The 14,342-nt window shown below is 30.4% G+C and carries 13 protein-coding genes; 3 read left to right on the top strand and 10 right to left on the bottom strand.

The genetic code is table 11. The annotated features are described in order from the left end of the window. Positions 1-94 precede the first annotated feature (94 nt). Complete coding sequence (locus tag HMPREF2629_RS01960) at positions 95-655, top strand: TetR/AcrR family transcriptional regulator (protein ID WP_049434737.1); 561 nt, start codon at positions 95-97, stop codon at positions 653-655. A gap of 321 nt (positions 656-976) precedes the next feature. On the opposite strand, the gene HMPREF2629_RS01955 is transcribed toward HMPREF2629_RS01960, so the two are convergent. Then, positions 977-2,155 carry an MFS transporter gene (locus HMPREF2629_RS01955; protein ID WP_019834759.1) on the bottom strand — a complete coding sequence of 393 codons (1,179 nt, stop codon included), beginning with the start codon at positions 2,153-2,155 and terminating at the stop codon, positions 977-979. Between the two features lie 212 nt (positions 2,156-2,367). Between HMPREF2629_RS01955 and HMPREF2629_RS01950 the strand changes: the two genes are divergently transcribed. Both HMPREF2629_RS01950 and HMPREF2629_RS01945 read left to right on the top strand, forming a co-directional pair. Continuing rightward, positions 2,368-2,721: a DoxX family protein gene (locus tag HMPREF2629_RS01950; protein WP_002449545.1), complete on the top strand. Its 354-nt coding sequence runs from the start codon at positions 2,368-2,370 to the stop codon at positions 2,719-2,721. A 137-nt stretch (positions 2,722-2,858) separates the two neighbouring features. Continuing rightward, entirely contained in the window at positions 2,859-3,212 is a 354-nt protein-coding gene (locus tag HMPREF2629_RS01945; RefSeq protein ID WP_070813113.1) for a hypothetical protein, read from the top strand. Positions 3,213-3,262: 50 nt separating this feature from the next. On the opposite strand, the gene HMPREF2629_RS01940 is transcribed toward HMPREF2629_RS01945, so the two are convergent. From HMPREF2629_RS01940 to HMPREF2629_RS01900, 9 genes are all read right to left on the bottom strand, one after another. Then, positions 3,263-3,739, bottom strand: coding sequence for a peptide-methionine (S)-S-oxide reductase (locus HMPREF2629_RS01940; RefSeq protein WP_002449282.1), 477 nt, complete (start codon positions 3,737-3,739; stop codon positions 3,263-3,265). 25 nt (positions 3,740-3,764) lie between these two features. Next, positions 3,765-5,105 carry an accessory Sec system glycosylation chaperone GtfB gene (gene gtfB / locus HMPREF2629_RS01935; RefSeq protein ID WP_002454732.1) on the bottom strand — a complete coding sequence of 447 codons (1,341 nt, stop codon included), beginning with the start codon at positions 5,103-5,105 and terminating at the stop codon, positions 3,765-3,767. Then, the gene (gtfA, locus tag HMPREF2629_RS01930; protein WP_070813112.1) at positions 5,102-6,607 is read right to left on the bottom strand and encodes an accessory Sec system glycosyltransferase GtfA; all 1,506 of its coding nucleotides are present in this window, start codon (positions 6,605-6,607) and stop codon (positions 5,102-5,104) included. The genes gtfB and gtfA overlap by 4 nt, the downstream gene beginning before the upstream one ends. Positions 6,608-6,624: 17 nt before the next feature. Further along, the gene (secA2, locus tag HMPREF2629_RS01925) at positions 6,625-9,015 is read right to left on the bottom strand and encodes an accessory Sec system translocase SecA2 (protein WP_070813111.1); all 2,391 of its coding nucleotides are present in this window, start codon (positions 9,013-9,015) and stop codon (positions 6,625-6,627) included. Beyond that, entirely contained in the window at positions 8,996-9,547 is a 552-nt protein-coding gene (gene asp3, locus HMPREF2629_RS01920; protein ID WP_002454729.1) for an accessory Sec system protein Asp3, read from the bottom strand. The genes secA2 and asp3 overlap by 20 nt, the downstream gene beginning before the upstream one ends. Next, a complete protein-coding gene (gene asp2, locus HMPREF2629_RS01915; protein ID WP_002454728.1) occupies positions 9,531-11,093 on the bottom strand; it encodes an accessory Sec system protein Asp2 in 1,563 nt (520 codons plus the stop codon). Before asp2 ends, asp3 begins: the two co-directional genes overlap by 17 nt. Then, the gene (asp1, locus tag HMPREF2629_RS01910; protein WP_002454727.1) at positions 11,083-12,651 is read right to left on the bottom strand and encodes an accessory Sec system protein Asp1; all 1,569 of its coding nucleotides are present in this window, start codon (positions 12,649-12,651) and stop codon (positions 11,083-11,085) included. Before asp1 ends, asp2 begins: the two co-directional genes overlap by 11 nt. Before the next feature lie 9 nt (positions 12,652-12,660). Continuing rightward, on the bottom strand, positions 12,661-13,860 hold the full coding sequence (gene secY2, locus HMPREF2629_RS01905) for an accessory Sec system protein translocase subunit SecY2 (protein ID WP_002454726.1): 1,200 nt from the start codon (positions 13,858-13,860) through the stop codon (positions 12,661-12,663). Between the two features lie 242 nt (positions 13,861-14,102). Further along, positions 14,103-14,342 (bottom strand): LPXTG cell wall anchor domain-containing protein (locus HMPREF2629_RS01900; RefSeq protein ID WP_070813110.1); only part of this gene is annotated, 240 nt, incomplete at its 5' end.

The following is a 14,342-nucleotide window of genomic DNA, read 5'->3' as shown; positions in this document are numbered from 1 at the left end:
TGTATATTTGGAATTATTCTAAAGTTTATGATACTTTACTTTTAATAAGTCAAACTTTCGAACTAGAAAAAATGAATAGGAGTATTTTCGGATTATGCCTACTGCCAATCAAAAGCGTATGATTAAACATATAAACGCAACTGTATTTAAATTATTAAATGATTATCATTTTGACGAAATAACAATTCAAAAAATTTGTGATAACGCAGAAATTAATCGTAGTACATTTTATCGTTATTTCCAAGATAAATACGATCTTCTATTCTCTTTACCTGACTATATCGCAACTCAATTTCATCATGAAGATACTCGACCTTTTCTTTCTACAGAAGAATCTTTTCAACAATTCATCTATTTTATCGGAGAACATAAGAAAGTATTTAAACATTTACTGACCTCTTCTCGTCAAGCGGATGTCTTTCGTAATCTAACGCATGTAAGTCGTGAATTAATGTTAGATAGCGTAAAAAGTCAAAATGATCCACTTTCTTTAAAAATTAAACACAGTCATCATCCTGAAATTATTGCAGATTTTTATAGCAGTGGCATGATAGAGGTCTTAAGACGTTGGGTAGAAAATGATTACAATTATAGTGTAGATGAGATTTTTGCTACATTGCATGACATTTTAGATATATCTTTAAACTGTAAATAGTCTAATAATGCTTTGACTTCACGTCCTACTTGAAAAGTGGATTATGTGTTTTGTCCTGTCATCACATGTCCATCTACTTCTACATAAGTTATCAATGGAAGACATCTAGCCAAGTAGGTTGCTCCACGTTGTTTAATTCATTTTTTAATGGAAAGGAATAGTGGGCATCTCTATTAACCATCGACCTAGAAAGTGTCTTAATTGGAAGATGTCCTATGAACTTTTAAATTCTAAGTTGTTGCACTTAATTTGACAACTCAACTTATAAAAAATGAGCATCCAAACTCATTTTGAATTTGAATGCTTTCGATACCCATAATGTCATCGTATTACATTTTTTCTACGTGGTAAAAGTAAAGCGACTATAAGGGCGATGATTCCAATGGCCGCAATTATTATAAATTGTAATGTAAAATTAGATAATGGTTGAATAAGAATCATCAATAATGGCGCAATGGCTGTTCCTAAAAACAGAATAAATGTATTAACGGATAAGAAGAAACCTTGATTACGATTAACAACCATGCCTACTTTTGAAATCGTCGATGGAATTGCAAACGCAATACCTCCTACAAATATTACACTCCATATCACCAATAAAATAACGTTTGTAGTGAAGCCCATTAAAATAAGAGAAACGATACTAACAATTAATGCTCCTACAATCACTTGTTTAACTCCTATTCGCTCACTCATACGACCTGCTAATAATGAAAGTAACATCCCAATAATACCAAAGAGTTTAGCATTAATTGCTGTTGCTTCCGAGCCACCCACAATATCAGAAGTAATATAATGATTAAAAATTGTATACATACTAATGAACATGGTAAGTAAGGATAAAGAAATAAGATAACATAATATGACTATTTTATTATCTTTAAAATCTTTAAAGTTTTTGAAGAAACCTACTAGTTTGAGTTGAGGATTTTTCACTGGACTTTCTGGAACGAATTTATAAATGAGTATTGCTATAAGAATGTAGAGTAATGTCAATATGAAATAAACCATATGCCAATTAGAATAACGTACTACAATTTCACTCAAGTTTTGGCCAATGACACCAGACAACATAAAACTTGTACTAATAAAACTAATCGCAGTCACACGTTTTACTGGTGAATATGTTTCAGTGACATAAGTAATAGATACAGGTGAAAAAGCTGCCGCACATATACCTTGAATTGCACGAAGAATAATAAGTAGTGTGAACGAATGAATGAAGCCTATAAGTAAACATATAATGACGAGTCCAATAAGTCCAAATAAAATCGTACGAATACGTCCAAATTTTTCAGAAATTGTACCATAAAATAGACAACTTATTGAATACGTAAATGAAAAGATCACACCATTTAGTGAGGCAACAGCATTTGAAATGCCAAAATCTTTTGCGAATACCGAGGTAAGGGGTAAAGCAGTATATAAACTTGCCATAACAATAATACCTGAAATAAAGAAAATTGTAGTCATTCGATTATAATTCACCGATGTTTCCATAGTATAACTCCTTTCATAGATTTTTTCACAACAGTATTATTATGACACGTTCAATATAGTTTCTAAAGTGTACTGATTAACACTTTCTTATAAAAAGATAATTATCTAACGCTTTTTATTGACTTTACTTACCAATAATCATATAATTTCTAGTATAAAAATTATACTTATTTTATAATAAAATAATTTAACTAAAAAAGGAGTACTTATTAATGATCTTACGTTATGCTGCAAATTTAAAACTTGCAAAAGAATTATATGATTCATCAAAACCAAAATTACAAGGTAGTCAAGAAATGATTGATACATTTAAAAATGTATTTGGTTTACCAGAAAAATCAGTTAAATTAGCAGGCACAGTAGAAGCTACTGCTGCTGCATTATTTGCTGCAAGCTTCTTAAACAAAAATATTTCTCGTTTAGGTTCTATTGCAACATTTGGTGTATTAGGCGTTGCAGCTTACAAACACTTTGAAGCTGGTCATGGTAAAGAAGGCGCACAACACGCTTTAGATTTACTTGGCTTAGCTGCTTTAAGTTTTGCTGATACATTCGGTAAAAACTAATTCAATAACTATATAAATAAAAACGTTCAGCGTGAATGCATTACACATTTATGCTGAACGTTTTTATTTAACTTTTTTTAACGCGACTTTTATACTTAGTTTAACTAAAAAATATAATATAAAGGAGCGTTTAGATAATGATATTACGTTATGCTACCAATTTAAAACTCGCTAAAGATTTGTATGCCGCTTCAAAACGTAAACTTACCGGTAACCCTTATACTAAACAACTATTTACACAAGATTTTAAATTATCGGAACGTGCAATGAAATTAGCAGGTGTGATTGAGTTCATTGCATCGGGTTTGTTTGCCACAAGTTTCTTGCATAAAAATATCTCTCGCTTAGGATCACTTGTCACGTTTAGTGTATTAAGCGTTGCAGTATATAAACGCCTTGAGGCAGGTCATGGTAAGGTTGGGGCACAACATGCTTTAGATTTATTAGGTTTAGCTGCACTTAGTCTTATCGATACATTTTCTAAGAAATAATAAAGCGCACATGGGACAACGAATACGATAAGAATGCTGTCCCATTCCTTTTAGTTGTATTTATTTAAAATACTTTTAGAGATGTGACATAATGATATATCTTCAGGATGTTTATCTAATCTATCTTGATGTTCGTCTGCACTTTTAACATAATTTTCTAAAGGACGTACTTCCACAACGATTTTATCTCTATCTGAACGTTGTTGAATGAATTGTTGTGCTTCTTTAAGATGGTTCTCATTTTCACTATAAACACCTGTACGATATTTAGGTCCTTTATCTACGCCTTGCTTATTCAGACTGTATGGGTCTATGATTTCAAATAAATAATGCATTAAATCATGAATTGAAGTGATGTCAGGATTAAAAACTGTTTTAACGCATTCTACATAGCCATCATATTCATCATCAAGTCGCTGCGTCGTTCCATTCGCACGTCCTGCTTCAGTAGCTATAACGCCTGGCAATGTTTTAATAAATGCTTGTACACCCCACAAACACCCTCCAGCTAGATATACTGTTTCCAATGTATCACCCCTAAACTCTAAATACTTAAATTGATCCTAATATTTGTTTTAAAGTCTTTTTAAATTGTCGTTTATCAATTTGATTATTGTGTAGCTTTTGTTGTTTAAGTCGTTCTTTAAATTGTTCTTTATTTTTCACAATAATATTTAAGATGTTACTTAAGTCATGATAGTGTTGCATTGAAATTATATTGTCATCTGCCACAAAAGAAGGTCGATGTATTGTTTCTTTATAACCAAGTATAAGTTGATTGTTTAACATAGCCCTTTCAAGTGCATTTAAAATTTCACCACCATGATTAACATCTAAATAAATGTCACATTTTTTAAATAAACGATCAACTGTTTTTGGCGTAACTGTTGGATAAAGCACTACATTTGAATACTGCTCTAAATTTAATAATTTAGAAGACATTTCAGTTATAGCGCCGATATGAAATTCAAACTCTGGATGTAATTTTATCAATTCTTCAATATATGGAATATCATCAGAGTTTGTTAAATTTAGTATGCGTTTTGTATATTTATTATTTCTTTGATAATTATATAAATATCCCGCTGATTGAATACTATCTATATAATTAGCTTCGATATGGCTTATAATACGTTCATATTCTTGTTTATCTGGAATAATAACCGATGACTGACATTGTTCTTTATCTAATAAGAGCTTCATATTTCCTGGAACACGACTCTCACTATTTTCTTGCCAAAATAGTACGGCTTGTTTAACAAAATCAGAATAATAAAGTACAAAAAATGGGGTTGCAAGAGAATTAATAATAATCTTAGAAATATCTATATCTAATTGATTCAAAAAGAAAATAATGAAGTCGTGTTTGGATGCAAAGAAATAAGATTGACCCTTCCAATCTAGTACAATGTCTCTAGTAACAAAGTTTTCATATATGATTTCTTTACCTTCACGATTCACATATGTTTTTAAGATGGGATTTTTTTCTAAATCATATACCGTTTGTGCAAATTTGACTCCCTCTTTAGTGTAATGATCGACTGAACGTAAACGATCTTTTTCATCAAACCATTCAACAAAATTTACAATTCTATTTTTAAAATGTTCACGGTAAAATATGCGCCCTCTCACTTTGCCATTATCAATAACTTCTGCAATATTTTGATTTCCCGCAATTTCCCATAAAGGAGGAATATTCACCTCATTAAAAAAAGTTGGTGTATCATCTTTAAATTGTTTATAATTAGCAAAAAATTTATAAGGCGATATGACATCATCAGGTAAAAAACCATTGTCATCCATCACAATTGTTGGATGTCGATAATCCGCAAGATAAAGAGATTGTTGTAATTTTTGTGATGCATCATTAAATGTTTCAAATAAATTAATCATTGTAGCACCTCATTAATTAAATTTTGCCATTTTTGCGTGATATTTGTTGTTTCATAAGGTTTTGCAATTTTATAAGACATGTCATGAGGACGTGTTAATCCTTTATTGAAATATTGAATGATTTTTTTTGCCATTCTATCAGTAATATTTTCTATATTTTGATTGTCTTTCTCTATTGGAATGAGATATCCATTCTTACCCTCTTCAATAAATGTAGGATTGCCGTAATTGACTGCAAAACCTATCATACCAAGACCAGAACCTACTGCTTCCATTAAAGTAAGCCCAAATCCTTCACTTGTAGAAGCAGAAACAAATAATTCATAATTCGCATAAATATCTTCTAAGTTGACATGTCCTTTTAATTGAATGTAATCTTCTGCATGATTTTCTTTAATAATATTTTCAATATTTGATTTTTCGCCACCATGCCCATATATATCAAATCTTAATTTAGGCACTTCTTTTTTAGCTTTAATTGCTGCTTTAACAATCCAGTCTACATGTTTTTCACTAGCTAGTCTTGAGGCAGTTAACATCGAGTAAGGTTGACGATGTTCCTTAGGATATTTAAACTGTTGCAAACTGCCCACTGGAATCGTGCGTATACGTGGTTGATATGATGTGTATTTTTTAAATTGCTCAGATAAGATTTTATTTTGTAAATCTGTGGCTGTAATATAAAAATCAATAAAAGGGGCTTTAGAAAATACATATTCATAGAAATTATTCCATAAAATATGAGTATCATCTGTTGAATTTTCACTATAATGTTCAGCGTGAACTACAATTCCTACTTTACTAGGGCCTTTATTTTCAAGAATAGCTTGCCCTACTTTTGTAGAACGATCAATAATGACTATATCATCCGAAGTTAAATGTAACTGTTGCATGAAATAAGCTACAAAATGTTGTTTACTGTATAATCTAGCATCATCAAACACATATATACTCGAATTTCCATCAATATACTCTCGATATACCACAGAACCATCTTCATTATAAAACTGTCTCATATACACTTTGGCACGATTATCCTTTGGTGCATAATACTCTGAAAACGTACGAACATAACTATAATAATCTTTTCGTATCAGCATTCCATTCACAACAAACTCAGCACGATCTACAACTTCTTTATCTTCCTCTTTTAAATAGCAACTTACATAAGATTGATCATTACCAATATATAAACGTAATACTTTTCCTGTTTGAATACGTGCAGTAACAGGATTACCTAAATCTTGAATCAGTTGGTCAATCGTATAGGTCGTGGGTGCTATCTTAATATCACTAAAATATTGATATAACCATATAACTTCATCATCTTTAAAGCCAATATTGTGGGTTAATGTTTGAATATTTTCAGATGAAATAAAATCTAAAAAAATAAATTTAGCTGATTGATTAATTTGTCTTAATAATTTGGCGCGATAAGCTTGTGCATATTCTACTCCGCTACTTGCCCAGCCAATTCCAAAATTTATATTATAAATGGTCACTAAAAAACACCTCAACTTTATGGGAAATGTATCACTAAATCTTGCTTTTTATCAAATGTTAAAATGCTTAGACATAAGTTTCGAATCATTTCTCTTTTAATATTCATTGTCATATGTTCATATGTTTCTAATGCTACTCTATGGTATTCAAAAATCGCATTACGTTGGCCGTTTTGACGATTATTCACACTTGCTTTTAATTGTTGTAATTGATCTACTTGATTAATCCATTCGACATCAATAGCTTTAAGAATTGCTTTTTGTAAAAATCTTAATTTTAAATACGCATCATTAACAGTATTAAGGTTCTTTTCTAATTGTTTATTAAATTGCTGAAGAAGGAAATTGATAATACTTTCTCTGGATTCAAGATGTTGAGTCATCGTTTCATCTTTGAAATTAAAACTTAGATGATTGTAAATATAATGAACTACATCATTTTCAGTGACTATATACTTTGTTTTAATGTCATATTCAAAAACATCACGTGCTAATTGTTCAAAATCAAATTCTTTAAAATCATCTGTTGCCAAAATACGATCACGTTCTTTATATATATGTTCACGTTGAATACCTATACTTTTCTCAAACTCATTTGCCATTTCTCGATTAACCATCGCTGTTTCTTCAGACACACGTTGTGCTTTTTTCACAATATTTCTCACTTTATTTCTAAAAAACGGACTATATTGTAATTTTTGGTAATCTATTTTTTGGATTTTATCATTATTAGCCCATTTGGTATTACTCCATCGTTTTACAATATAATCATCTAACGAAACATATATTTGAGACAGTCCAGGATCTCCTTGTCGTCCAGCACGGCCACGAAGTTGTCGATCCACTCTACTATTTTCCATATGTTCATTAATGATGACTGCTAGTCCACCTAGTTCGTGTACCCCGTTACCAAGTTTGATGTCTGTTCCTCTTCCTGCCATACTTGTAGACACGGTAACAGCCTCTTGCTGTCCCGCTTCTGCAATCATTTGTGCTTCTTTTGCTACATTTTGAGCAATTAATAAATTATTAGGGATATTTTGTTCAAATAATTGGGCAGAAAAAAATTCAGCAGCTTCAGCAGTGCGCGTAATAAGTAATACGGGTTGCTTCGTTTGATGAATATGAATTATCTTTTCAAGTATTGCTTTGTTTTTATCTTCAGATTTCATATAAACTCTATCTTCTTTGTCTTCGCGTATAATTGGATGATGGGTTGGGATTTGAATCACTATTTTTGAATATAATTCAAAAAATTCTTTTTCTCCAAGTTTTCCAGTTCCTGTCATACCTGAAAATTTATTAAATAGCTTAAATAAATTCTGGAAAGTAATTGTTGCCATAACACTAAAGTCTTGTGATAATTCGACATTTTCTTTTACTTCAAGTGCTTGATGTAGTCCTGATTGAAGTTTAGTACCTGGCAACATGCGTCCAGTAATACGATCGATTAATACCACTTCTCCGTTATAAATAAAATAGTCTAGGTTATCTTGAAAAAGATACTTTGCACGTAATGATAAGTTAATAACACGGACTAAATCGAAATATTTAATTTTATACATATTGTCGATTTTAAAATAATGATTGGCTTTTTCAATTCCTTCTTTAGTGAGCCAAACTTCTTTCTTATTTAAATTTACTTTAAAATGCTCATCTTCTTCTAATGTCTCAATAAATAATTTAACAATATGAAATAAATTTGATTGAACACGTGGTGCACCTGAGATAACAAGAGGTGTTTGCGCCGCATCTAATATAATAGAGTCAATCTCATCGATGATTGCAAAATTAAGTTCTGGCAAATATTTTGCATTAATATGATCAGCAAGATTATCAAATAAATAATCGAATCCTAAACGTCCATTCGTCGTATAGACAATATCGTGATTATATAATTTCTTTTTTTCTCCCTCATCATATTCATAATCAGGTATATCTACAAAACCTAGAGATGCTGTTAAACCTAGCCATTCGTATAATGGCTTCATTTCTTGTAAATCTCGATTCGCTAAATAATCATTTGTCGTAATAAGATAAGCTGTTTTCCCACTTAATGCATTTAAATATAAAGGCATTGTTGCAGTTAATGTTTTACCTTCACCTGTTTGCATTTCAGCGATATTTCCTTGATGCATCACTATAGCGCCCATGACTTGTACGTCTTTTGGATACATATGTAACACTCGTTTAGATGCTTCACGTATCGTAGCATAAGCTTCTGGTAATAATTGATTTAGAGACAATTTCTGATCTTTTAATCGTTGTTTAAACTCGATAGTTTTGGCTTGAAGCGCTTCATCAGAATATGTGGCAAATAATTGACTATAGCGATTGACTTCAGATAGTAGTTTATCTATTCGTTTTAAGCGGATATGATTAATCATATCATTCAATCGATTTGCCATATGATATCCCTCCATTAGTAGTGTTGGTCTGATGAATGATTTTATTTATTATTTCAATTTTATCTGTAGTGGTATCATTTTTAAGATGTTTATTTTCTGCCTCACTAATAATGATATTATGAAATAAAAGAAAATTTAATCCAGAATTGATAAGTTCAATTTTATAAGCATAGGCTTCTTGAGGAAATTTAAATTCTGTGATTTCATCTTTCTTTTCAATAATTACATACGACAATTCAGAATCATTTTTTCGATAAAATGTGACTTTAACGTATGCAGCACGTGGAGGTTGAACCTCGAAATTTAGTTTAATTTCATAATGATGCCCTTTTCTTAAAATTGGAAGAGAGGGCACTGCCTTGTCCATATCAAAGCGTGCGAGCATATGCCAAGCATGAATCACTGTTCCTGAAGGCATAAGCGGGTTTTTAAACAATGCACCTTCTTTTTTAAACTGTAATGTCGTTCCATACATAAATGTTGAAGGATGGATATAGCGCCATTCAATACGATAATTATTTAGTGCTTGCATGTGAATCTCTCCCAAATCTATCTTCTAAAATCATATTATAAAAGTTAATAAACCAGTTTGTTATTGTTGGTGAGTCATCATTATGACGACCTGGTACGCCACGACTCATCACATGTGCACGTTGTTTGCTTAATATAGGTGATATATTGTGAAATGCCATTGCATCGTAATCATCATGCTCCATGTATGCAATTGCAAATATAGTATCAGAAAGGTGACTATGTTTTAATTTATTCCAAAAACGTTGATCCATGTTATCAATATCTTGTTTTGAAACTCCTCCCTCATTTGTTAATAGCACATCATTAGCAGTACCAAATTCATTAGGGCGAAGTAGTTTCATATTATTCGCAATCGTACCAATATTTATAAGTGGCTTACCTATAATAACTGCAGCTGGTTCAAGCACAGTAGCATAATAAAGTGCACCAAATGACCCCATCGATAATCCAGATAATATTAAATCATTGTCTTTAAAATTTAAAAATCTTAAAGCTTCTTTGATTACCTTAATGATTTTTTGTTCATACTCCTCTGATCCTAAATAAAATGCGCCACCTTCTAGCCTTGGATCACTAATTAACATAAATGGGGCATTCATTTTAGTCATCATATAAAAGCCTTCGAATCCTTCGGCTGGTCGATATCCACTAAAATAAACATTAAGTGGTGGTTTCATATCACCCGGATTAAAGTAATAAATAAATTCATCTCTAGAACTATCTGAAAATCGCTGCCCCCCCATAATAAATTGTCCCATTTCAAGACGTGACCATCTCTTATGTACTGCTCCAACACTAATCTTACCTTTCCCTTTTGCTTTAAGTGACACACTTATATTCGCTTGATAAGATAATCGTGGTAATTGAATGGGGTTCAATAAGTCTTTTTGGTGATAGTGAAAGGTCATTTCTGGTATATCCGTTGATCCAAATGGAAATATTCGTAGCGTATATTCAAGATCAATATCTCCTTCTATCGTATATTCAGGCCAAATTTCGTTAACTATATTTGCATCATTAACAAGATTTTGTGTCCATGTAAGTAATGGTGTAAACTCCGTTCCAAAATCTCCCTCAAGTACGAGTGCCTTATTTCCTTGATAATGATATTCTCCTTTAAAACTAGAATTGACCATTACTTTTATAGGGGAAACTCTATCACCATATTGTTTCGCGAAAGTGACTGAAAATAATTTATGTTGTAACATTTCTTCATTTTCATAATATAAAGGTTTTATTAATTTAGATCTTACTAAAGAATCATTTTCATAGAGGTCTGACCATACATGAAAATCTATTACTGTATTATGCGGGACACTCACTAAATGAAGTAGTTTCATGAGTGATTGTGAATATGGACTTTGCACAAAGACAAGATTGAATTCACCATAGACCTTTAGAATCTCTTGAACTGCATCAATATATCCACTTTCAAAATGAAATACTGCATCGTCAAGATAATCCCATTCGACATCTTCTTTTTCCTTAAACAGTGAACCTAAATCATGTCCTCCTATTTGTAGTACTCTAAATTTACGTCCCATTATTTTCACCTTCAATCAAATGGTTTAACTGTGTAATAATCTTAGAAGAACTGAATTCTTCACTTAATTTTATAGAGTGTGCAAATGAATAATTCCAATTTTTAAGATTTAATAGATAGAAATCTAGCGCCATAATCAATTCAGACGTATCATTAATAATTAAACCATTTAGTTTATGGTCAACATAATTCGTTTTAAGTTGATTTATTTGCGGAATACCTACACTGATACTTGAAATTTGCAAGTATAAGTCAGGCTCATTTCCTAAGTCTATCATTACTCGTAAGTGAGACATTTCTTTCAATAAATGCTCCTCAAAAGGTACAAAAATAAGTTTAATATATTCAATTTCTTCAATTTCTGTTTCTAAAATATCTCGTACTTCTAAAGATAACTGTTCCTCATTTTTATTTAATTGTTCGTTAGTATTTTTAATTTTATAAGTAAGCCATTCTGGAATATCAGTATCATCTTTTCTAGTTAATAAATGCAATCTGATATTTTCTCTTTCTACACTATATTGTATAAGTATATCTATTAATTCTTTGAGTCTTACTTCATTTAAACTATCTATCCAAACTCCAATATTGGTTTCATAGAGTTGACTACTCATATTAGGTAGCGTTTGTACATCGAAGGGTGTAATACGCATTAAACTAAAGTGGTTAGCGATATCATGCTTTTTCACAAAATCTTTAATAAGTTGTTCATTTTCTAATGTATCTACAATACAATATTGTGCCTGAATAATAGATTGTAATATTGATTCCTCTAATGTTCGATTACGTTGAGTAAATACTGAAAAACAAAGATTTTTTAAATCAAATATCTTGTTAATCATGTCGTTATGATGTTGATCAGCTGCGACGATGACGTTGTCATGATGTTCTATATATTTAAAATAATATTGACTTAATTTTTCATAAATAATCTCTTCAATACTCGAATACTCTATTTTTTCAAATTGACTATAAAAATCACGAGAAATTTCAACTTTTTGTGTTATAAGACTTTGTATCATAATAGTATGACCATTAATATCTAGATATTCTTTATAACTAGGTTGTCCATTATTTTGAAACTTTTCAATTGAAGAAATGAATCCTCTATCATCAAATAAATATTTAACTTGCAATGACTTCTCTTTATATGTTTCTATTTCGAAGAGATAACCTTCTTGGCTAAAATTCATTTTAGAATAAGTAGTTTCACTGGTAATTGCTATAACTTGAAATGGCGTATAGATAAACTCGGTATCTTCTGGCCATTCTAAATCTCTATAGTCTATCGCTTGTGGCGACATTTGGGCTACCCCTTGAATATCATCAAAAAGTGACCAATAAGACATTTCATATAGCCCGTGTCTATGAAGAAATAATCTTAGCATCGGTTGATAATTTAAAATAATGGTATTGAACTGTGAATTATTTTTTTGATGCATAGAAATTAAACTAATCATATCGTCAAATTCTGTGACTTTTCTTTTTATATAAAACGGTTGTGTAGTGCTATTCCACCAATTTTTAGAGTCATACCATGCAGGTATAAACTGTTTCATAACAATCTCCTACCAATATTTATTTAAAATTTCTTTATAACGGTCAAAATATAAATATGTACGTATTGTTTCTCCTATATTAATACTGATGTATACCAATATAATAAGTTGTACTGAAAAATATATTTCTTTAGAAAAACCAGGTGCAAGTAATGTCAAATACATTGGAAAAGCAAGAATCAATGCTACGATAATTGCTCCAATCCAACATACTTTTCGAGCTTTACGATTTAAAAAACGTTCAGTATCCTTACCTGGATAAATAGTATCAAAGTAATTTCCATTTTTTAAAAATTCATCAGCTTTTCTTTTCGTATTAATTAAAAAGCGAGACAAGACATAGTTCAATATAATTTGAATAACAAAGTAACTTGTTATACCTATTGGATTAGAAAAACTTAAGAAATACAAATTCAAATGCTTTCCAAAAATTGCTCCAATAAGATGGATTAAATTATTTAAAAGTACGAATACAGATAAGCTCATCATAATTGAAATACTACCCGCTGGATTTAATTTCCAAGCTAAATACGTTGGCGATTTTTTGTTTGCATTATTCATAATATCTCTATAACTAAGTCTATACTCTGTTAATTCAATAAATAACAATAATAATAAGGCAATTATTAAAGCTATAATGGTTAAAATAATTAGTAAAGAATTGATGTGTATGCTTTCAAAATGCTGATTATTAAATAGTGATTTAATTAAGCTTATAAGTACAATTGGCATAGGTCCAGCGATGCCATAAGTGATATTCTGGTCAGCTAACCAAACTAATAGCATGGCACCTGTAATTAAAGTCAGCATGAGTAATATTATATTATTATCTTTAATAAAATTATTATTTATATATGTGTTAATTACATAATAACTTTGAAAACCTGCAAATAGTAACGTTAATATTCTCTCTTTATAATGTTTTTCTGCACGTGTTTGTTTCGTTATTTTATCTATATTTCTATAATTCAATAACATGATTAGAATTAACGATGTTAACCAAGGACCTAGACCTAATGAAAAAATATTTAAATTTGTAAGATCTCCTCCAACGTTAGATATAGCAAGTTTAAAAAAGCTATCATTGCCACTATGAAAAGAATTAGAACTAACGATTGAAATGTGACTTCCAAAAATATAAATGACTAAAATAAAACACGTAAAAATAATTCTTTTATATAACACTTTATATTCTTGTTCTTTGAACATAATTCCACCTAAATTTTTAAATAACGTTTGTTTAATTATATCAAAGAGACTAAAGACATAAAATATTTCGGTATTTAAATTAAAACTATTTACCAAATATTATGCTTTAGTCTCTATTTTTTAGAAAAGACATCCGACTCATATTAATAGACATTTAAACCCTTCGTTATAAACAACTATTAATTTTTTCAATTGTAAGAGAGAAGTCATTAGCCTTTTAAAGTTCTCTTACTTTTTAATTATTAACGTCTTTGTCTATCATTATCTTTTTTATTTTTACGAGATCTTCTAATCATACCTAAACCAGCCAACATTGTTGCAACAGCTGAAACAAGTATTGAAGAATTTGAATTTTCTTCACCAGTTTCAGGTAAATCTTCATGGTGTTTAGGAAGTTGAGAATGACTATGTGCATGATGCATTGAATGTTGCATTTCAGATGAGCTTGTTGAATCGCTCACACTTGTTGATGCTGACTCACT

Source organism: Staphylococcus sp. HMSC034C12 (assembly GCF_001835895.1).
GTDB classification, from domain to species: Bacteria; Bacillota; Bacilli; order Staphylococcales; family Staphylococcaceae; genus Staphylococcus; species Staphylococcus hominis.
Note: the sequence above shows the minus strand (reverse complement) of the source record. Positions and strands in the feature narration are given on the sequence as shown.